Source organism: Streptomyces sp. NBC_00503 (genome assembly GCF_036346895.1).
Classification (GTDB): domain Bacteria; phylum Actinomycetota; class Actinomycetes; order Streptomycetales; family Streptomycetaceae; genus Streptomyces.
Genome location: NZ_CP107855.1, coordinates 4,005,918 through 4,024,440, shown reverse-complemented (window position 1 = coordinate 4,024,440; position 18,523 = coordinate 4,005,918). Strand labels below are relative to the sequence as shown.

Genomic DNA, 18,523 nt, shown 5'->3' with positions numbered 1-18,523 from the left:
GCCGGGCTCAGGTCCGACGTCGGGACAGCAGGATCCAGCCGCCGAGTACGAGCAGCAGCAGCGTCCCGGCTCCGAAGCCGGCGCCCGCGACCGTGCGCATCACCGACCGGTTCGCCGCGGCGTCCGCGGCCTCCACGGCCGTGGTGCCCTCCTTGGCGGCGGTCCGGTCCTCGGCGCCGATCCCGAACCCGCCGGCCGCGAGGCTCTCCGCGTAGGCGGGGGACTTGCCCGCCCCGCCGATCAGGTCCAGGCGCAGGGTCAGCGGCACGGGCACCGCGTCCTCGGTGAACTCCCCCACCTTTCCGGCCATGGTCACCGCGACGTAGTACCAGCCGGCCATCCGGACGGGCTCCACGTTCCGGGCGCTCGAGAAGCGGTTCTCGTACGCCACCGGCGCCGTCCTCGGCAGGGAGACGCTCGCCTGCTTGCCGTCGTAGGAGGTGTCCTTGTAGTCCACCAGGGCCCGGTAGGGGCTGTAGAGCGAGACGGTGAGCCCGTCCGAGGCCGAGCCGTACTCCTTCGTCCGCCGGGCGGCGGAGAGTTCGGCCCCGAGGCCGAGCTGCTGTCCCCAGTCGAGCGGCACCCGGTAGTAGCGGGTCTGGCCGGGCCGCAGGGTGTCGCTCCACACCCCGCCGCTCAGGGCGCGCGCGTCGTTGAACCCGGTGCCGCCGGCCCGCGGCGCCGGATCGGTGCCCGGCAGGGTCGGGGAGGCCGAGGGCCAGACGCTGGGCGCGGTGGTGGGCGCGCTGCCCGAGGCGAGGCCCGGTTCGCGCTGGACCCGGAGCTCCAGCGGCCAGGCGGCCGGGTTCCCGTCCTTGGGCGCCGTACGGGTCACCTTGGCGTAGTAGACCCCGGCCCCCTGGCAGTCGGCGTCCTCCTGCAGCTTGCGGGCCCCCACCGCGCTGATGGGGACGGGGTCGTAGCCGAAGGCGGCCCGGCCGGTCCCCCCGCACGCGCGGTTGTCCGGGGAGATGATCTCCACCTCGACCCCGTCGCTGTAGCCGATCTTGGCGTTCCGGTCGGGCCGCAGGACGGCGGAGACGTACACGGAGGAGCGGTCGTCGAGGTTGAGCCGGTAGAAGCGCTCTCCGGGCGCGAGCGAGTCCTCGTAGGTCGATCCGGCCTCCAGCAGCGGGGCGCCGGCGGTGGAGGGCTTCCCCTCGACGGCCTTCGCCCCGTCAGCGCTCCGGTACATCGGCACCGGGCCGGCCCCGGCCGCTGTCCCGGACCCCGTCCCGGCCCCCGGCGAGGGCGCGGCCACGGCAACGGGCGCGGCCACCAGCCCGAGGAGCACCACTCCGATCGAGAACCCCGCAGAAACCCCGGCCGGAAGCCCAGCCGAAGGCCCCGCCGACACCCCCGCCGGCCTCGGCAGAAGTCTCCGTACCCGCCCCATCACGCCCACCCACCCCGACTTTGCCAGCGCAAGCCACAATTTTGCATACCGCAACTTTTCGTCACAGAGCAGCACAAAGCCCCGACCGCAGCGGCAGTCGGGGCTCTGGGATCAACCTTGGGTCTCACACACCGGAACCAGAAGGCACGGAGTCAGTTGCCTCCGTCCACAGGTCCTGCTCGGCGCGGTCCGCCTGGATCTGGCGGTACACGAGGAGCCCGCCGATGGCGGCCAGTGCGACCAGGAGCAGCTTCTTCACCGCGCGACCTCGTCTTTCGTTGACGTAGGAGACTTCTGGCGCCCAACAATACACACCGACCGATACCGATCGGTGACCTGCCAGGAACCCAACTGGCCCTACGACAAAGACCCCCAGGCCATGGGCCTGGGGGTCTTCGACACTGTGGGGCTAACAGGATTTGAACCTGTGGCCTCATCCTTATCAGGGATGCGCTCTAACCAACTGAGCTATAGCCCCATCCGCGCTGCGCGCTGACTTCTGAAGGTTAGCGCACAGACCCGGTGACTCCAAAATCGATGGCGGCGACCCGTCTGCGCAGGTCATCCGCCTCCTCTTCAAAAGCTCTACTCGTCCTCGGCGAGCGTCAGCTCCACACCGCCGACGAACCCCGCCGACAGGTTGTAGATGAACGAGCCGAGCGTCGCCAGCGCCGTCATGAGCACCACGTCGATGACCGAGATCACCGAGGTGAAGATCAGAACGCGCGGCAGCGACAGGAAGGACTGGAGGTCGAAGCCGTTGCTCTCGTTCGAGCCGGTGGCCTCGCTGATCGTGCCGCCGACGCTGGAGAAGATGCCCATGGCGTCCATGACCATCCACAGCACCACCGACGCGACGACCGTGCAGACGCCCAGCGCGATGGACAGCAGGAAGCTGACCTTCATCACCGACCACGGGTCGGCCTTGGCCACCCTGAGCCGCGCCTTGCGCGTCCTGGGCGCCGTACGGGTCCCCGGGCGCGGCTTGCGCTGCGCCCCCGGGTCACCGGCGCCGCGCGGCGCTGCGGCGCCCGCGGGCGCCGAGTAGGCCTGCGGCGGGTGGTACGGCTGCTGGGACTGCTGGCCGGCCTGCGGCTGCGCCTGAGTCTGCGGCGACTGAGGCGGCTGCGGTCCTCGGGTGTCCGTCACGGTTCCCCCCTGGGAGTCCGCGGCAGGGCCACGGGCACCGTTGGCTCCAGTCTTGGACGGTCCGGCGCCCGTGGCTCCACTCACGCTTACTCCTCGTGCTCCCCAGCCGAGGGCTCCGTGCCCTCGGCGGCCTCGACGGCCTGTCCTTCGACGGCCGCCTCGGTCCCGATCTCGGTCTCGTTCTCGCTGTCGTTCTCGCTGTCGTCGACCTCGTCAGCATCCTGACCGGCCTCCGCGTTGCGGGCGATACCTACAACGGCATCCCGCTTGCCCAGGTTGATCAGCTGGACGCCCATGGTGTCACGGCCGGTCTCCCGTACTTCGTTGACGCGCGTACGAATCACACCACCGCCGAGGGTGATGGCGAGAATCTCGTCCGTTTCGTCGACCACGAGGGCACCGACGAGCGATCCGCGGTCCTCCACGATCTTCGCGGCCTTGATGCCCAGGCCGCCACGGCCCTGGACGCGGTACTCGTTCACCGGTGTCCGCTTGGCGTAGCCGCCATTGGTCGCGGTGAAGACGAACGTACCGGGCCGGACCACGCTCATGGAGAGCAGTTCGTCACCCTCCCGGAAACTCATGCCCTTCACGCCCGAGGTGGCGCGGCCCATCGGGCGCAGCGAGTCGTCGGTCGCCGTGAAGCGGATCGACTGCGCCTTCTTGCTGATGAGCAGCAGGTCGTCATCGGCGGACACCAGCTCGGCGCCGATCAGCTCGTCGTCGCTGCCGTCCTCCGTCTCCCGGAGGTTGATGGCGATGACACCACCCGAACGGGGCGAGTCGTAGTCCTTGAGCGCCGTCTTCTTCACCAGGCCGCCCTTGGTGGCCAGGATCAGGTAGGGCGCGGCCTCGTAGTCGCGGATCGCGAGGATCTGGGCGATCTTCTCGTCCGGCTGGAAGGCCAGCAGGTTCGCGACGTGCTGCCCGCGGGCGTCGCGGCCGGCGTCCGGGAGCTCGTACGCCTTGGACCGGTAGACGCGGCCCTTGTTCGTGAAGAACAGCAGCCAGTGGTGTGTGGTGGACACGAAGAAGTGGTCGACGAGGTCGTCCTGCTTCAGCTTCGTGCCGCGCACGCCCTTGCCGCCGCGCTTCTGCGAGCGGTAGTCCTCGGTCTTGGTGCGCTTGACGTACCCGCCGTGGGTGATCGTGACGACGATGTCCTCTTCGGCGATCAGGTCCTCGATGGACATGTCACCGTCGAAGGGCACCAGCTTGGAGCGCCGGTCGTCGCCGAACTTCTCGACGATGGCCGCCAGTTCCTCACTGACGATCTGCCGCTGGCGCTCTTCCGAGGCCAGGATGGCGTTGTACTCGTTGATCTTGGCCTGGAGCTCGTCGTGCTCGGCGACGATCTTCTGCCGCTCCAGGGCCGCCAGGCGGCGGAGCTGCATCTCCAGGATCGCGTTCGCCTGGATCTCGTCGATCGACAGCAGGCCCATCAGGCCCTCGCGGGCGATCTCGACCGTGTTGCTGCGCCGGATGAGGGCGATGACCTCGTCGATCGCGTCCAGCGCCTTGAGCAGACCGCGCAGGATGTGGGCGCGCTCCTCCGCCTTGCGCAGGCGGAACTTCGTGCGCCGGACGATGACCTCGATCTGGTGCTGCACCCAGTGGCGGATGAACGCGTCGATCGACAGCGTGCGCGGCACGCCGTCCACCAGCGCCAGCATGTTCGCGCCGAAGTTCGTCTGCAGGTCGGTGTGCTTGTAGAGGTTGTTCAGCACGACCTTGGCGACGGCGTCGCGCTTGAGGACGATCACCAGGCGCTGGCCGGTGCGCGAAGAGGTCTCGTCGCGGACGTCGGCGATGCCGCCGACCTTGCCGTCCTTGACCAGGTCGGCGATCTTCTGCGCGAGGTTGTCGGGGTTGGTCTGGTACGGGAGCTCCGTGACCACCAGGCACTGGCGGTTCTGGATCTCCTCGACCTCCACCACCGCGCGCATGGTGATCGAGCCGCGCCCGGTCCGGTACGCCTCCTCGATGCCCTTGCGGCCCACGACCAGGGCGCCCGACGGGAAGTCCGGGCCCTTGATCCGCTCGATGAGCGCGTCCTGGAGCTCCTCGTGCGAGGCCTCCGGGTGCTCCAGCGCCCACTGGGCGCCGGCCGCGACCTCGCGCAGGTTGTGCGGCGGGATGTTGGTGGCCATGCCGACCGCGATACCGGCGGAGCCGTTGATCAGCAGGTTGGGGAAGCGCGCCGGCAGGACCGTCGGCTCCTGGTTGCGGCCGTCGTAGTTGTCCGTGAAGTCGACGGTCTCCTCGTCGATGTCACGGAGCATCTCCATGGCCAGCGGCATGAGCTTGCACTCGGTGTAGCGCATGGCGGCGGCCGGGTCGTTGCCCGGGGAGCCGAAGTTGCCGTTGGAGTCCACCAGCGGCATGCGCAGCGACCACGGCTGGGCCAGGCGGACCAGGGCGTCGTAGATCGAGCTGTCACCGTGCGGGTGGTACGTGCCCATGACGTCACCGACGACGCGGGCACACTTGTAGAAGCCCTTCTCGGGCCGGTAGCCGCCGTCGTACATCGCGTACAGCACACGGCGGTGGACCGGCTTGAGGCCGTCCCGTACGTCGGGCAGCGCGCGGGAGACGATGACGGACATCGCGTAGTCGAGATAGGAGCGCTGCATCTCGGTCTCGAGCCCGACGGGCTCGATGCGCTGGACGGGCTGCTCCTCCGCGGGGTTCTCCGCAGTGGGGGTGATTTCGTCGGCCATTGCTGGTCAGAAGTCCTTTCAGGCGGTCAGCTGAGCCGACTCAGATGTCGAGGAAGCGAACGTCCTTGGCGTTGCGCTGGATGAAGGAGCGCCGGGCTTCGACGTCCTCACCCATGAGCACCGAGAACAGGTCGTCGGCCTGTGCGGCGTCGTCCAGGGTGACCTGGCCGAGCACGCGGTGGTCCACGTCCATGGTGGTGACGCGCAGCTCCTCGGCGTTCATCTCGCCCAGACCCTTGAAGCGCTGGATCGAGTCTTCCTTGATCCGCTTGCCCTGCCCCTTGCCGAGCTCGACCAGGGCGTCGCGCTCGCGGTCCGAGTACGCGTACTCGAAGTCGTCGCGGCCCCACTTGATCTTGTACAGCGGCGGGCGCGAGAGGTAGACGTGCCCGGCCTCGACCAGCGGCCGCATGAAGCGGAACAGGAAGGTCAGCAGCAGGGTGTTGATGTGCTGGCCGTCGACGTCGGCGTCGGCCATCAGGATGATCTTGTGATAGCGGAGCTTCGCGATGTCGAAGTCCTCGTGCACACCGGTGCCGAAGGCGCTGATCAGCGCCTGGACCTCGGTGTTCTGGAGGATCTTGTCGATCCGCGCCTTCTCGACGTTCAGGATCTTGCCGCGGATGGGCAGGATGGCCTGGTACATGGGGTTGCGGCCGGACTTCGCGCTGCCACCGGCCGAGTCGCCCTCGACGATGAAGATCTCGCACTTGGTCGGGTCGTTCGACTGGCAGTCGGACAGCTTGCCCGGCAGCGAGGCGCTCTCCAGAAGACCCTTGCGGCGGGTCAGGTCGCGGGCCTTGCGGGCCGCGACGCGCGCCGTGGCCGCGTTGATCGACTTGCGGATGATGTCCGCGGCCTCGTTCGGGTTGCGGTCGAACCAGTCGTTGAGGTGCTCGTGGACGACCTTCTGCACGAAGGTCTTGGCCTCCGTGTTGCCCAGCTTGGTCTTCGTCTGGCCCTCGAACTGCGGCTCGCCCAGCTTGATCGAGATGATCGCGGTCAGACCCTCGCGGATGTCCTCGCCGGCGAGGTTGTCGTCCTTCTCGCGAAGGAACTTCTTCTCGCGCGCGTAGCGGTTCACCAGACCCGTCATCGCGGCGCGGAAGCCCTCTTCGTGGGTTCCGCCCTCGTGCGTGTGGATCGTGTTCGCGAAGGAGTAGACGCCCTCGGTGTACTGCGAGTTCCACTGCATCGCGATCTCGACCGAGAGCAGGCGCTCCTTGTCCTCGGCCTCCACGTCGATGACGGTCGGGTGGATCAGCTCGCCCTTGCGCGCGTTCAGGTGCTTCACGAAGTCGACGATGCCGCCCTCGTAGTAGTACTTGACCGTGCGCGCCTGGTCGTCGTCGGTGACCTCGGCCGTGTCCGAGCCCACCGTCGCCTTGGCCGACTCGCGCTCGTCCGTCAGCGTGAGGGTCAGGCCCTTGTTGAGGAAGGCCATCTCCTGGAAGCGGCGCGCGAGCGTCTCGAAGGAGTACTCGGTCGTCTCGAAGATGTCGGGGTCGGCCCAGAACGTCACCGAAGTGCCGGTCTCGGACGTCTCCTCGTTCTTGGCGAGGGGCGCGGTCGGGACACCGAGCTTGTAGTCCTGGGTCCAGCGGTAGCCGTCGGTCTTGACCTCGACCGCGACCTTCGTCGACAGGGCGTTCACGACGGAGACGCCGACGCCGTGCAGACCTCCGGAGACGGCGTAGCCGCCGCCGCCGAACTTGCCGCCCGCGTGCAGGACCGTGAGCACGACCTCGACGGCCGGCTTGCCCTCGGACTTCACGATGCCGACCGGGATGCCACGGCCGTTGTCGATGACGCGCACGCCGCCGTCCGGCAGGATCGTCACGTCGATGGTGTCCGCGTGCCCGGCCATCGCCTCGTCGACGGAGTTGTCGACGACCTCTTGCACCAGGTGGTGCAGGCCGCGCTCACCGGTCGAGCCGATGTACATGCCGGGCCGCTTGCGGACCGCGTCCAGGCCCTCCAGAACCTGGATGGCACCTGCGTCGTATGCCTTGTCCTCACCGTTCCCGGCTACGGAGGTGTTCTTCTCGTTGGGGTTGCCCGAATCGGCCACGAAGCGCCCTTTCTGGCACAGCACAGGCCGGACTCCGGGGCGAGCAGGCATGCAAGCAGGAGCGGCTGCGTCGATCTGCGTTGTCAGCGGTGGTCAGCTTTACTCGACTGAATCCCGCGCGAGCGCGAGATTCTTGTTCAGTCTACCGGTACCACTGACACGAATGGGGGTTTGCCGGTACCTGAGTCCTCATGTGCCGCCCCGAAACTCCTCTCTCCGACTCCCCATATCAGGGGAGGGGCTCTAAGAGGCTCACACGGGCATTGAGCGCTTCGGGCTGTCAACCTCCCACTACCGTGAGGGACACCACCCGCGCAGGCGTACGGAGCAGGCCCGCGCACACCACCGCCGACCGCCGTACGGGGCCTCGCGCGGGCACTCGTACGCCCGCTCGCGCTCCATCCGTACGGGGCCTCGCGGGCTCACTCGTAGGTGTCGCCCGGGCCCTTGCTGCCCGGCGCCCGCCACAGCCCGTACCGCTTCGGTGCGCCGCCCGGACCGTGGACCTTGATCAGCCGGACCGTGCCCTGCCCCAGGTCCTGGTTGAGCCGCGCCACCAACTGCGGAGCCAGCAGCTTCAGCTGCGCCGCCCACGCCGAGGAGTCGCAGCGGACCACCAGCTCGCGGTCCTCGTAGCGGTCCGGGACGCAGTGCGCCGCGATGTCCCGGCCGACGATCTCCGGCCAGCGCTCCATCACGCCCGCCACCGCCATCGGCATCTCCCAGCCGCGCTCGGTCCGCAGCCGGTCCAGCGCCGCCATCAGCGGCATCGGGTCCCGGCCGTCGGCGCGGGCGCCGGAGCGCAGGCCCTGCTGGTACGGGCGCTTCTTGCCCGTCGCCGCGTTGCCCCGGGCCCGCGCCTGCTCCCGGGCCGCCGCCAGCGCCTGGCGCGCCAGGTCCACGCCGGAGGGCTCGGGCACCTTGCGCGCGGGCTCCGGGCCGTCCTGCGACCCGCCGCCGGGCCTGCCGGCGCCGAGACCTGCTGCGCCCGGCTTTCCTGCGCCGGGCTTGCTTGCACCGGGCCTGCCCGCGCCCGGCCCGCCTTCGCTGCGCCTGTCCTCGCTCACAGCCGGGTCACCTCACCGCCGGAGACCGCGAACCGCGTGCCGACCAGCACCCCCGGGACGTCGTCGTCGACCGCCGCCGTCACCAGAACCTGCTCGCCCGGCGCCACCAGCTCCGCCAGCCGTTCCCGGCGCCGGGTGTCCAGCTCGGCGAACACGTCGTCGAGGATCAGCACCGGCTCGCTGCCCTCGGAGCGCAGCAGCTCGTAGGAGGCCAGCCGCAGCGCCAGCGCGTACGACCAGGACTCGCCGTGGCTCGCGTACCCCTTGGCCGGCAGCTCGCCCAGGCGCAGCAGCACGTCGTCGCGGTGCGGGCCGACCAGGGTCACGCCGCGTTCGATCTCCTGCTTGCGGACGTCCGCCATCGCGGCGAGCAGCACCTCGTAGAGGGCCTCGCGGGTGCGGGCCCCGCCGCCGTCCACGGCCTCGCCCGCCTCGCCGGCCGCCGAGGACTTGTACGTCAGGCCGATCGGGCCGCCGCCGGGCGCGAGCTGCTCGTAGGCCTTGTCGGCCAGCGGCAGCAGGGTCGCGATCAGGTCGAGGCGCTGGGCCAGCAGTTCCGCGCCGGTGCGCGCGAGGTGCTGGTCCCAGACGTCGAGGGTGGACAGGTCCATAGAGCGGCCGCCGTGCCGGCGGGCCATCGCCGCGGACTTCAGCAGGGTGTTGCGCTGCTTGAGCACCCGCTCGTAGTCCGAGCGCACCGCCGCCATGCGCGGCGAGCGGGCCGTCACGAGCTCGTCGAGGAAGCGGCGCCGCTCCCCCGGATCGCCCTTGACCAGGGCCAGGTCCTCGGGGGCGAACAGCACCGTGCGGACGATGCCGAGCACGTCCCGGGGCTTGACCTGCGAGGACCTGTTGATCCGGGCCCGGTTCGCGCGGCCCGGGTTCAGCTCCAGTTCGACGAGCTGCTGGCGCTCGCCCTGGGTGACCGCGGCCCGGACGACGGCCCGCTCCGCGCCCATCCGCACCAGCGGGGCGTCGGCGGAGACGCGGTGGCTGCCGAGGGTCGCGAGGTAGCCGATGGCTTCGACGAGGTTGGTCTTGCCCTGGCCGTTGGGGCCCACGAAAGCCGTGACGCCCGGGTCGAGGGGAACCTCGGCCCGGACGTACGAACGGAAGTCGGCCAACGAGAGATGCGAAACATGCATACGGCGCCGACCTCCCCCGGCTTCCTGCTGCTCTGCTCTGTGGAGCTGTGAAATCTGTAGAACCGGATCCACAGCACCCACGTGTGCTGTGGATCCCTTGTGGATTACTTCTTCTCGACCGCGTGGCCGCCGAACTGGTTGCGCAGCGCGGCGATCATCTTCATCTGCGGGGAGTCGTCCTGGCGGGACGCGAAGCGCGCGAAGAGCGAGGCGGTGATCGCCGGCAGCGGCACCGCGTTGTCGATCGCGGCCTCGACCGTCCAGCGGCCCTCGCCCGAGTCCTGCGCGAAGCCGCGCAGCTGCTGCAGGTGCTCGTCCTCGTCCAGCGCGTTCACGGCCAGGTCCAGCAGCCAGGAACGGATGACCGTGCCCTCCTGCCAGGACCGGAACACCTCGCGGACGTCGGTGACCGAGTCGACCTTCTCCAGGAGCTCCCAGCCCTCGGCGTAGGCCTGCATCATGGCGTACTCGATGCCGTTGTGGACCATCTTCGCGAAGTGGCCGGCGCCGATCTTGCCCGCGTGCACGGCCCCGAACTCACCCTCGGGCTTGAGGGCGTCGAAGACGGGCTGGACGGCCGCGACGTGCTCCTTGTCGCCGCCGTACATCAGCGCGTAGCCGTTCTCCAGGCCCCAGACACCGCCCGAGACGCCGCAGTCGACGAAGCCGATGCCCTTGGCGGCCAGCTCGGCGCCGTGCTTCTCGTCGTCGGTCCAGCGCGAGTTGCCGCCGTCGACGACGATGTCGCCGGGCGAGAGCAGGCCCGCGAGCTCGTCGACGGTGGACTGGGTCGCCGCGCCCGCCGGGACCATCACCCACACCACGCGGGGGGCCTGGAGGCTGTCCACAAGCTCCGCGAGGCTGTGGACATCGGCGAGGTCCGGGTTGCGGTCGTATCCGATGACGGTGTGGCCGGCGCGGCGGATGCGCTCGCGCATGTTGCCGCCCATCTTGCCGAGACCGACGAGACCAAGCTCCATCAGGTGGTTCCTTAAGCGTTGTGGCCGTCTGTGCCGGGGTTCCCCGCTGCCCGGGGACATCCCCCGTGCCGAGCCTACGCCGGGCGGCGTGACCCGGCTCCACGGGCACTCCGGGTGGCGGGGCGAGGGCCCCGCGCGAGGCCCCGTACGGGCCGTCCACGAGGCCCCGTACGGGGCTGCGTGCCGGACCGGCGGCCCGGACGGGCGCACCCGGGGCCCGGGAACGCCGTCGGGCCCGGTCCCGCGGGAAGCGAGACCGGGCCCGACTGTGTGCTCGATCGTCCGCGTCCGCGGACTCAGCCGGAGAGGCGGACCGGCATGATCAGGTACTTGTACGCCTCGTCGGCCTCGGCGTCCACGGCCGGGCGGCCGCTGAGCAGCGCCGGCTTGGTGGACGTGGTGAAGCTGAGCTGCGCGGCCGGCGAGTCGATCGCGCTCAGGCCGTCCAGCAGGAAGGTCGGGTTGAAGGCGATCGAGATGTCGTCGCCCTCCAGCTTCGCGTCGACGCGCTCCACAGCCTGTGCGTCGTCGGAGGAGCCTGCCTCCAGGATCAGCACGCCCTGCTCGAAGCTGAGGCGGACCGGGGTGTTGCGCTCGGCGACCAGGGCGACGCGCTTGACGGCCTCGACGAACGGGGCGGTCTCGATCACGGCGACGGAGTTGAACTCGGTCGGGAAGAGCGTGCGGTACTTCGGCAGGTCGCCTTCGAGGAGGCGGGTGGTGGTGCGGCGGCCGGCGCCCTCGAAGCCGATGAGGCCCTCGCCCTTGCCGGAACCCGACAGCGCGATGGTGACCGTGTCGCCGCTGGTGAGCGACTTGGCGGTGTCCAGGAGCGTCTTGGCGGGCACCAGGGCCACGGCCGAGGCCTCCGGGTCCTCGGGCTTCCACAGGAACTCGCGGACCGCGAAGCGGTAGCGGTCGGTGGAGGCCAGGGTGACGCGGTCGCCCTCGATCTCGATGCGGACACCGGTCAGCACGGGCAGCGTGTCGTCGCGGCCGGCCGCGATGGCGACCTGCGCGGCGGCGGAGGCGAAGACCTCACCGGGCACGGTGCCGGTCGCGGTGGGCATCACCGGCAGGGCCGGGTATTCCTCCACAGGCAGGGTGTGGAGTGTGAATCGCGAGGAGCCACAGACCACGGTCGCCCGTACACCGTCTGTGGAAATCTCCACCGGGCGGTTGGGGAGGGCGCGGCAGATGTCGGCGAGCAGTCGGCCGGAGACCAGGACCGTGCCGTCCTCCTCGACGTCCGCCTCGACGGAGACGCGGGCCGAGACCTCGTAGTCGAAGCCGGAGAGGGACAGCTTGCCCTCCTCGGCCTTCAGCAGCAGGCCCGCGAGAACGGGCACCGGCGGCCGGGCCGGGAGGCTACGAGCAGCCCAGGCCACCGCCTCCGCGAGTACGTCGCGCTCCACCCGGATCTTCACCGGAAACCGCCTCCTGCTGTTGCTCGCTTGTCTGCCGGCCTTCGTCGTCGGCTCGTCGATGCCTCGACCGATGCCGGGGACCAGTCTGACGTACGGCGCCGACAGTCGTCGCTGTCGGCGGTCAAGTCGGGAGCGAGGTGTCGGGGAGGGCGATCCACCGAGTTGTGCACAGGACCTGCTTGAAAACCGAAACCGGGCTAACTCTCTATGGGGGTAGTAGTAGGGCCTGTGGAAACGGTGGATAAGCCTGTTTTCGCAGGTCAGACCGCGTTTTTTATCCCCACACCCTGTGGGTGGCACCGGTGGACAACCAGGTGTCTCTGTGGAGAACGAAAACTTCTGCACAGGCCATCCCCAGATGACCCCTACTACTCCACAGGTGTGTCCCCAGGTTTCCCCCAGTACTCCACAACCCAAACGTCGACTTCGGTGTGACCGCTTTCACTCGGGGCGGTGAGAGTGGGTGGTTCGTTGCCGAACAGTGGACAACGGTGTGGGGAAGTCGTCTGATCCTGTGCACAGGACCCGGGAAGCTGTGGACTGTCGGTGGACAACGCGGTGGACGGACCTGTGGACGAAATTTCTGTCCACACCCTGTGGATAGTTGTTGCGCACAATTCCACAGGGGTCTGACCAGCCCTGATGGTGCCTCACAGCTGGGCCCTGTGGACAGTCTTGTGGGTGGAGAACCCCGTCCCCAGGGTGTGGACGGAAGAAAGTCGCCCAATCTGTGGATGAGTTGCTCCATTGGGGGCGTATTCGAACAGATTGGGGGCGCACGCACGACGAAGGGCGCCCCCGAAGTGACCCGGGAGCGCCCTCAGAAAGCGTTTTAAGAGGCCTCAGCAGCCCTCGGCGACGCCCGTACGGCCCGTCCACGGGGCCCGCGTCAGCCGTTCTTGATGCGGTTGGTGAGCTCCGTGACCTGGTTGTAGATGGAGCGGCGTTCCGCCATCAGAGCGCGGATCTTGCGGTCCGCGTGCATCACGGTGGTGTGGTCGCGGCCGCCGAACTGCGCCCCGATCTTGGGCAGCGAGAGGTCCGTGAGCTCCCGGCACAGGTACATGGAGATCTGCCGGGCGGTGACCAGGACCCGGCTGCGCGAGGAGCCGCACAGGTCGTCCACGGTCAGCCCGAAGTAGTCGGCGGTGGCCGCCATGATGTCGGTGGCGGTGATCTCGGGCGAGCTGTCCTCGCCGCCCGGGATCAGGTTCTTCAGGACGTCCTCGGTCAGGCCCAGGTCGACCGGCTGCCGGTTCAGGCTCGCGAAGGCCGTGACCCGGATCAGCGCCCCCTCCAGCTCGCGGATGTTGCGCGAGATGCGGGAGGCGATGAACTCGAGGACCTCCGGCGGTGCGTTGAGGTGCTCCTGGACGGCCTTCTTGCGCAGGATCGCGATACGGGTCTCCAGCTCGGGCGGCTGGACGTCGGTGATCAGGCCCCACTCGAAGCGGTTGCGGAGCCGGTCCTCCAGGGTGGCGAGCTGCTTGGGCGGCCGGTCGGAGGAGAGCACGATCTGCTTGTTGGCGTTGTGGAGCGTATTGAAGGTGTGGAAGAACTCCTCCTGCGTCGACTCCTTGCTCGCGAGGAACTGGATGTCGTCGACGAGCAGGATGTCCATCTCGCGGTAGCGCTTGCGGAACGCGTCGCCCTTGCCGTCGCGGATCGAGTTGATGAACTCGTTGGTGAACTCCTCGGAGCTCACGTACCGCACCCGGGTGCCGGGGTAGAGGCTCCGCGCGTAGTGCCCGATGGCGTGCAGCAGGTGCGTCTTGCCCAGACCCGACTCCCCATAGATGAAGAGGGGGTTGTACGCCTTCGCCGGCGCCTCGGCGACGGCCACCGCGGCGGCGTGCGCGAAGCGGTTGGAGGCGCCGATGACGAAGGTGTCGAAGAGGTACTTGGGATTCAGCCGGGCCGTCGGCTCCAGCGGGCCGGAGGTCGAGCCGCCGGACGGGGCCGAGGGCGCGGGCCGGCTGGGCGCCGGACGCGGGGCCGGCTGCTCGTACTGCTGCTGCTCGTACTGATGGGACTGGCGTTGCTGCTGCTGGCCCTCGTACTGCTGGCGCGACTGCTGCTCGTACTGCTGCTGCTCGTACTTCTGGGGTTCGTAGGAGCCCTGGTCGTAGGAGGAGGGCTCGGACTGCTGGAGGTAGCCCGGCTGCGGGGAGGCGTACGGGTCGCGCTCGGGGAAGCCGCCGAGGCGGGGCTGCTGCCAGCCGTAGTCGTCCTGCTGGCCGCCGCGGGGCCAGGCGCCGGGCTCGGGGCGCGGCTGCTGGTAGTCCGGGTAGGCGGGGCGGGCCGTGGGCAGCCGCTCGTCGTCGGAGGAGCCGGGGCCGGTGTGGCCTCCGGGTCCGGTGTGACCGCCGGAGCGCTGGCCGCCGTAGGGCTCGTAGCCGTCGTGCCCGGACGGCCCGCTCGGGGTCTGGGGCGCGGGCTCGCCGGCCGAGTCGTCCACGGTGATGGCGATCCGGATCGGACGCCCGCACTCACGGCTGAGGGCATCGCTGATGAGCGGGGCGAGGCGGCCTTCGAGGACGCGCTTGCCGTACTCGTTGGGGACGGCGAGCAGGGCGGTGTCGGCCACGAGTGCCAGGGGCTGGCACCGTTCCACCCACTGCTTGTCCTTGGGCTCGATGCTGTTCTGACCCTCCCCGAGGAGCTTTTCGAGCACCCTTGGCCACACTGCGGCAAGATCGGCAGGTACGTCAGCCACAGAGCACGCTCTCTCACAGGGGTCCCACGAATGTGTGGTTCTTTGGGACGGTCGGGACAAAAAAACCGGGGTCGGGCAACGGTAGTCAGGCCGACGGGTACGGTTCAAGTCGTTGTCCACAGCCTGTGCACAGTGTGGGCCCTCGACGGCTCGGTTTGACCGGATGGCGTAGCCGCGCGTACCGTAACGAGGTCGAGTTGTCGATGGCTGCTGCCGCCTGCCTACCGATGGGCGAAGATCACTGACTGTGATCGTTTTGCGGTGCCACTCGGGCGAACACGCGAGTTTTCTCCTCGTGGGCGCACGGTGACAGCCAGGCGATGTCCCGCCTAAACGATTAATTCTCTGGAGCCCCCGAGTGAGCAAGCGCACCTTCCAGCCGAACAACCGCCGTCGCGCCAAGACCCACGGCTTCCGCCTGCGGATGCGTACCCGTGCCGGTCGCGCCATCCTCGCGAACCGTCGTGGCAAGGGCCGCGCCGAACTCTCCGCGTAACTGACGGGCGGATCGTGACGTCGTGCTGTCTCCCGACAATCGGCTGAGGCGGCGCGAGGACTTCGCGAGCGCGGTACGTCGAGGCCGCCGGGCTGGTCGCCCGCTCCTCGTCGTCCACCTACGTACAAGCGGTGCAACGGACCCGCACGAGTCGGGGGAGATTCATCCCTCGGCGCGTGCGGGTTTCGTCGTCAGCAAGGCTGTCGGCGGCGCCGTCGTACGCAACCGGGTCAAGCGCCGTTTGCGCCATCTCGTCCGCGAGCGGCTGTCTCAGCTGCCCGCAGGTAGCCTGATGGTGGTACGGGCTCTGCCCGGAGCGGGTGATGCCGGTCTCGACGAGCTGGCCCGGGACCTTGATGCCGCGCTGCTGCGGCTCTTGGGAGGCGTGGCTCGATGAAGTACCCGCTGCTCGCATTGATCAAGCTGTACCAGTGGACGATCAGTCCGCTGCTCGGGCCGGTGTGCCGCTACTACCCCTCGTGTTCGCACTACGGGTACACGGCCATCGACCGGCATGGTGCGGTGAAGGGGACGGTTCTGACCGCCTGGCGGATCCTGCGGTGCAATCCGTGGTCCCCGGGTGGCGTGGATCACGTCCCACCCCGGAAACGCCCGCGTTGGCACGAGCAGCTGCGCAGTGCGTTGCGTCGATCTCGCAATGCTCAAGGAGCCTGATTAGTGGACACGATTGCCAGTCTGTTCAGCTTTATTACCACGCCCGTCTCGTGGATCATCGTTCAGTTCCACAAGGTGTACGGGGCGATGTTCGGCGCGGACAGTGGTTGGGCCTGGGGCCTCTCCATCGTCTCCCTGGTGATCTTGATCCGCATCTGTCTGATCCCGCTCTTCGTGAAGCAGATCAAGGCGACGCGGGGCATGCAGGCGATCCAGCCGAAGATGAAGGCGATCCAGGAGCGCTACAAGAACGACAAGCAGCGCCAGTCCGAAGAGATGATGAAGCTGTACAAGGAGACGGGTACCAACCCGCTCTCCTCGTGCCTTCCCATCCTGGCGCAGTCCCCGTTCTTCTTCGCGCTCTACCACGTGCTCGCCGGCATCGCGAACGGAACGCCGATCGGCCAGATCGACGGCCCGCTCCTGGAGAGTGCCCGTAACGCGCACATCTTCGGCGCTCCGCTGGCTTCCAAGTTCACGGACAGCGCGGACAAGGTCGCCGCTCTCGGCGCCTCGGTCACCGACGTGCGGATCGTCACCGCCATCATGATCGTCCTGATGTCGCTGTCGCAGTTCTACACGCAGCGCCAGCTGATGCAGAAGAACGTCGACCTCTCGGTCAAGACCCCCTTCATGCAGCAGCAGAAGATGCTGATGTACGTCTTCCCCCTGATCTTCGCGGTCATGGGTATCAACTTCCCCGTCGGTGTCCTCGTCTACTGGATGACCACGAACCTGTGGACCATGGGTCAGCAGATGTACGTGATCAACCAGAACCCGACCCCGGGATCCAAGGCCCAGGACCAGTACCTGACCCGCCTGCTGAAGCACGTCAGCACGCACGGCGAGCTCAAGGGCCGGGGCAAGAAGAAGATCGTCGCGGCGATCGTGGCCAAGGGCCCGGACCGCAACGACAACGAGCGCAAGTTCATCACGGCCCTGACCAAGCAGGGCATGGCCGCTCAGGACGACGGCTCCGTGATCAAGAGTGTCGAGGCCACCGCCGACGCCGACGCCGCCGGCAACCCGCTCCAGAAGCGGCAGCAGCCCAAGCGCCAGTCGAAGTCGCAGCGCCAGACGCCCCCCAGCAAGCCCTCTCCCAAGAAGTAAGAAGGAGTCCCTCCCGTGACGGAAGGCACCACCACCGCCGCCGCTGAGAGTGGCGACACCCTGACCCGCCTCGAGCAGGAGGGTGAGATCGCGGCCGACTACCTTGAGGGTCTGCTGGACATCGCCGACCTGGACGGCGACATCGACATGGACGTCGAGGCGGACCGCGCCTCGGTCTCCATCGTCAGCGAATCCGCACGCGACCTGCAGAAGCTCGTGGGCCGCGACGGTGAGGTGCTGGAGGCTCTGCAGGAGCTGACCCGTCTCGCGGTGCACCGCGAGACCGGGGACCGCAGCCGGCTGATGCTGGACATCGGCGGGTTCCGCGCGAAGAAGCGCGAGGAGCTGGCCGTGCTCGGCGCCAAGGCGGCCGAGGACGTCAAGGCTTCGGGTGAGCCCCTGAAGCTGGCTCCGATGACCCCCTTCGAGCGGAAGGTCGTCCACGACGCCGTGGCGGCCGCCGGTCTGCGGAGCGAGTCCGAGGGCGAGGAGCCGCAGCGCTTCGTCGTTGTGCTCCCGGCCTGATCGGAAGCTATGAGTGTTCGGCCCCGCCTGTCTCGCAGGCGGGGCCGAAGTTTGTCAGCCTGGCAGTGAAGCGGTTTTGACACCATGCAGTACGGAAGGACGGTCCCCGTGACGGAGGCAGCTGAGCTTCCCCCGATGCCTGAAGAAGCGCCCCCGGCACCCGAGGTGGCGCACAAGGTGTTCGGTGAGTTTTTGCCGCAGGCCGTGCGCTATGCGGAGCTGCTCGCGGACCTGGGGGTCACACGGGGCCTGATCGGGCCGCGCGAGGTATCGCGACTGTGGGAGCGGCACCTGCTGAACTGCGCCGTGCTCTCCGAGGTGGTGCCCGAGGGCGTCACCGTGTGCGACGTGGGCTCGGGCGCCGGTCTCCCCGGCATCCCGCTGGCCCTGGTCCGCCGCGACTTGAAGATCACGCTGCTGGAGCCGCTGCTGCGCCGTACCAACTTCCTCCAGGAAGCCGTGGAGCTGCTGGGCCTGGACCATGTGACGGTGGTGCGCGGGCGGGCCGAGGAAGTCCTCGGCAAGCTGCAGCCCGTGCACGTGGTGACGGCACGGGCCGTGGCCCCGCTGGAACGGCTCGCCGGCTGGGGCGTTCCCCTGCTGCGTCCGTACGGCGAGATGCTGGCGCTCAAGGGCGACACCGCCGACGAGGAACTGGCGGCGGCGAAGGCTGCGCTGACGAAGCTCGGTGTGGTGAAGACCTCGGTGCTGCACGTCGGCGAGGGGATCGTGGACCCGATGTCGACCGTGGTGCGGGTCGAGGTCGGCGAGAGCCCCGGCGGGGTGAGGTTCGCCGCGAAGCGGGCCAAGGCCGCCAGGACCAGCCGTACGCGCCGCCGCCGCTGATCCTGCTTTGCGCCCTATAGGTATGGATTTCGGAGTGTCGTAGCGGCCGGATGACTCCGTCCGGGCATCGTGTTTCACGTGAAACGTCGCTCTCTGCTGCACGGAATCATCAGCCGCGGTCGTGCGGCTACGTCCCCCCGTCACCGCAAGGATGAAGGGGGGACGGAGTTGTCCACAACGGTGGATTCATCCACAGGAGT

Annotated in this window: 16 protein-coding genes and 1 tRNA gene; 6 read left to right on the top strand and 11 right to left on the bottom strand. The window is 68.8% G+C overall.

Annotated elements, in window-relative coordinates; genetic code table 11:
• Window positions 1-7: 7 nt before the first annotated feature.
• The 11 genes from OG490_RS18785 to dnaA all read right to left on the bottom strand — a co-directional run bounded on the left by OG490_RS18785 (window position 8) and on the right by dnaA (window position 14,629).
• The gene (locus OG490_RS18785; protein WP_330297451.1) at window positions 8-1,294 is read right to left on the bottom strand and encodes a hypothetical protein; all 1,287 of its coding nucleotides are present in this window, start codon (window positions 1,292-1,294) and stop codon (window positions 8-10) included.
• 226 nt (window positions 1,295-1,520) lie between these two features.
• The gene (locus OG490_RS18780; RefSeq protein WP_208809277.1) at window positions 1,521-1,655 is read right to left on the bottom strand and encodes a DLW-39 family protein; all 135 of its coding nucleotides are present in this window, start codon (window positions 1,653-1,655) and stop codon (window positions 1,521-1,523) included.
• A 145-nt stretch (window positions 1,656-1,800) separates the two neighbouring features.
• Window positions 1,801-1,874: transfer RNA gene (locus tag OG490_RS18775), tRNA-Ile, on the bottom strand.
• Window positions 1,875-1,981: 107 nt separating this feature from the next.
• Window positions 1,982-2,629 (bottom strand): DUF3566 domain-containing protein, encoded by a 648-nt coding sequence (locus OG490_RS18770; protein WP_330297450.1) that lies wholly within the window; start codon window positions 2,627-2,629, stop codon window positions 1,982-1,984.
• A 2-nt stretch (window positions 2,630-2,631) separates the two neighbouring features.
• Complete coding sequence (gyrA, locus tag OG490_RS18765; protein ID WP_330297449.1) at window positions 2,632-5,265, bottom strand: DNA gyrase subunit A; 2,634 nt, start codon at window positions 5,263-5,265, stop codon at window positions 2,632-2,634.
• Between the two features lie 40 nt (window positions 5,266-5,305).
• The gene (gyrB, locus tag OG490_RS18760; protein ID WP_330297448.1) at window positions 5,306-7,360 is read right to left on the bottom strand and encodes a DNA topoisomerase (ATP-hydrolyzing) subunit B; all 2,055 of its coding nucleotides are present in this window, start codon (window positions 7,358-7,360) and stop codon (window positions 5,306-5,308) included.
• A 398-nt stretch (window positions 7,361-7,758) separates the two neighbouring features.
• Window positions 7,759-8,256 carry a DUF721 domain-containing protein gene (locus OG490_RS18755; protein WP_330300972.1) on the bottom strand — a complete coding sequence of 166 codons (498 nt, stop codon included), beginning with the start codon at window positions 8,254-8,256 and terminating at the stop codon, window positions 7,759-7,761.
• A 143-nt stretch (window positions 8,257-8,399) separates the two neighbouring features.
• Window positions 8,400-9,548, bottom strand: coding sequence for a DNA replication/repair protein RecF (gene recF, locus OG490_RS18750; protein WP_330297447.1), 1,149 nt, complete (start codon window positions 9,546-9,548; stop codon window positions 8,400-8,402).
• Window positions 9,549-9,652: 104 nt separating this feature from the next.
• Window positions 9,653-10,528 (bottom strand): phosphogluconate dehydrogenase (NAD(+)-dependent, decarboxylating), encoded by an 876-nt coding sequence (gene gnd / locus OG490_RS18745; RefSeq protein ID WP_330297446.1) that lies wholly within the window; start codon window positions 10,526-10,528, stop codon window positions 9,653-9,655.
• A gap of 296 nt (window positions 10,529-10,824) precedes the next feature.
• Window positions 10,825-11,955, bottom strand: coding sequence for a DNA polymerase III subunit beta (gene dnaN / locus OG490_RS18740; RefSeq protein ID WP_330297445.1), 1,131 nt, complete (start codon window positions 11,953-11,955; stop codon window positions 10,825-10,827).
• Between the two features lie 889 nt (window positions 11,956-12,844).
• Window positions 12,845-14,629, bottom strand: coding sequence for a chromosomal replication initiator protein DnaA (dnaA, locus tag OG490_RS18735; RefSeq protein ID WP_443065836.1), 1,785 nt, complete (start codon window positions 14,627-14,629; stop codon window positions 12,845-12,847).
• 400 nt (window positions 14,630-15,029) lie between these two features.
• Between dnaA and rpmH the strand changes: the two genes are divergently transcribed.
• The 6 genes from rpmH (at window position 15,030) to rsmG (ending at window position 18,323) form a co-directional block, all read left to right on the top strand.
• Complete coding sequence (rpmH, locus tag OG490_RS18730) at window positions 15,030-15,167, top strand: 50S ribosomal protein L34 (RefSeq protein WP_100597229.1); 138 nt, start codon at window positions 15,030-15,032, stop codon at window positions 15,165-15,167.
• A 22-nt stretch (window positions 15,168-15,189) separates the two neighbouring features.
• Window positions 15,190-15,564: a ribonuclease P protein component gene (gene rnpA, locus OG490_RS18725; RefSeq protein WP_330297443.1), complete on the top strand. Its 375-nt coding sequence runs from the start codon at window positions 15,190-15,192 to the stop codon at window positions 15,562-15,564.
• On the top strand, window positions 15,561-15,842 hold the full coding sequence (gene yidD / locus OG490_RS18720; protein ID WP_075970728.1) for a membrane protein insertion efficiency factor YidD: 282 nt from the start codon (window positions 15,561-15,563) through the stop codon (window positions 15,840-15,842). The genes rnpA and yidD overlap by 4 nt, the downstream gene beginning before the upstream one ends.
• Before the next feature lie 3 nt (window positions 15,843-15,845).
• Window positions 15,846-16,952, top strand: coding sequence for a membrane protein insertase YidC (yidC, locus tag OG490_RS18715; protein WP_330297442.1), 1,107 nt, complete (start codon window positions 15,846-15,848; stop codon window positions 16,950-16,952).
• 15 nt (window positions 16,953-16,967) lie between these two features.
• Window positions 16,968-17,477, top strand: a complete 510-nt coding sequence (locus OG490_RS18710) for a Jag family protein (RefSeq protein ID WP_330297441.1) — start codon at window positions 16,968-16,970, stop codon at window positions 17,475-17,477.
• A 135-nt stretch (window positions 17,478-17,612) separates the two neighbouring features.
• Window positions 17,613-18,323 carry a 16S rRNA (guanine(527)-N(7))-methyltransferase RsmG gene (gene rsmG, locus OG490_RS18705; protein ID WP_330297440.1) on the top strand — a complete coding sequence of 237 codons (711 nt, stop codon included), beginning with the start codon at window positions 17,613-17,615 and terminating at the stop codon, window positions 18,321-18,323.
• The last annotated feature ends 200 nt before the right edge of the window (window positions 18,324-18,523 follow it).